At 69.3% G+C, this 1,236-nt stretch carries 1 protein-coding gene; it reads left to right on the top strand.

Features of this window, described 5'->3' with window-relative positions; translation table 11 throughout:
* Positions 1-1,236, top strand: a 1,236-nt coding sequence (locus tag ACFPP6_RS36420; protein ID WP_382051139.1) for an NAD(P)-dependent malic enzyme, incomplete at both ends; no start/stop codon positions are given.

Here is a 1,236-nt window from a genome sequence, read left to right as displayed (position 1 = left end):
GTGACCGGCCTTGATGTGACCGCTTCCGGTCACGAGAAGCTGCGGATCGATGTCACGATGGCGACGACTTCGACCGAGCATGCCGATGAGATCGTGGAGAAGCTGCGCGGTATCGAGGGTGTCGTTCTGGGCAAGGTCTCCGACCGTACGTTCCTGATGCACCTCGGCGGCAAGATCGAGATGGCGTCCAAGCACCCCATCCGCAACCGCGACGACCTCTCCATGGTCTACACCCCCGGTGTGGCCCGTGTGTGCATGGCCATCGCGGAGAACCCCGAGGACGCCCGCCGCCTGACCATCAAGCGCAACAGCGTCGCCGTGGTCACCGACGGCTCCGCCGTGCTGGGCCTGGGCAACATCGGCCCCATGGCCGCGCTGCCGGTGATGGAGGGCAAGGCCGCGCTGTTCAAGCGCTTCGCGGGCATCGACGCCTGGCCGATCTGCCTGGACACCCAGGACTCCGACGCCATCGTCGAGATCGTCAAGGCCATCGCCCCCGGCTTCGCCGGCATCAACCTCGAGGACATCTCCGCCCCCCGCTGCTTCGAGATCGAGGCCCGCCTGCGCGAGGCCCTGGACATCCCCGTCTTCCACGACGACCAGCACGGCACCGCCATCGTCGTCCTCGCAGCCCTGACCAACGCCCTGCGCGTGGTCGGCAAGGCCATCGGCGACGTCCGCGTCGTCATGTCCGGCGCGGGCGCCGCCGGAACCGCGATCCTCAAGCTCCTGATCGCCGCCGGCGTCAAGCACGCCGTCGTCGCCGACATCCACGGCGTCGTCCACGCCGGCCGCCCCGACCTCGTCGACGCCGGCCCCGAAACCGCCCTGCGCTGGATCGCCGACAACACCAACCCCGAGGGCATCACCGGCACCCTGAAGGAAGCCGTGCGCGGCGCCGACGTCTTCATCGGCGTCTCCGCCCCCAACGTCCTGGGCGGCGACGACGTCGCCGCCATGGCCGAGAACGCCATCGTCTTCGCGCTCGCCAACCCCGACCCCGAGGTCGAGCCCGGCATCGCCCGCCAGACCGCCGCCGTCGTCGCCACCGGCCGCTCCGACTTCCCCAACCAGATCAACAACGTCCTGGTCTTCCCCGGAGTCTTCCGCGGCCTCCTCGACGCACAGTCCCGCACGGTCAACACCGACATGATGCTCGCCGCCGCCCGCGCCCTCGCCGACGTCGTCGCCGAGGACGAGCTCAACGCGAACTACATCATCCCCAGCGTCTTCAAC

Source organism: Streptomyces aureoversilis, assembly GCF_042657885.1.
Lineage (GTDB): Bacteria > Actinomycetota > Actinomycetes > Streptomycetales > Streptomycetaceae > Streptomyces > Streptomyces aureoversilis.
Note: the sequence above shows the minus strand (reverse complement) of the source record. Positions and strands in the feature narration are given on the sequence as shown.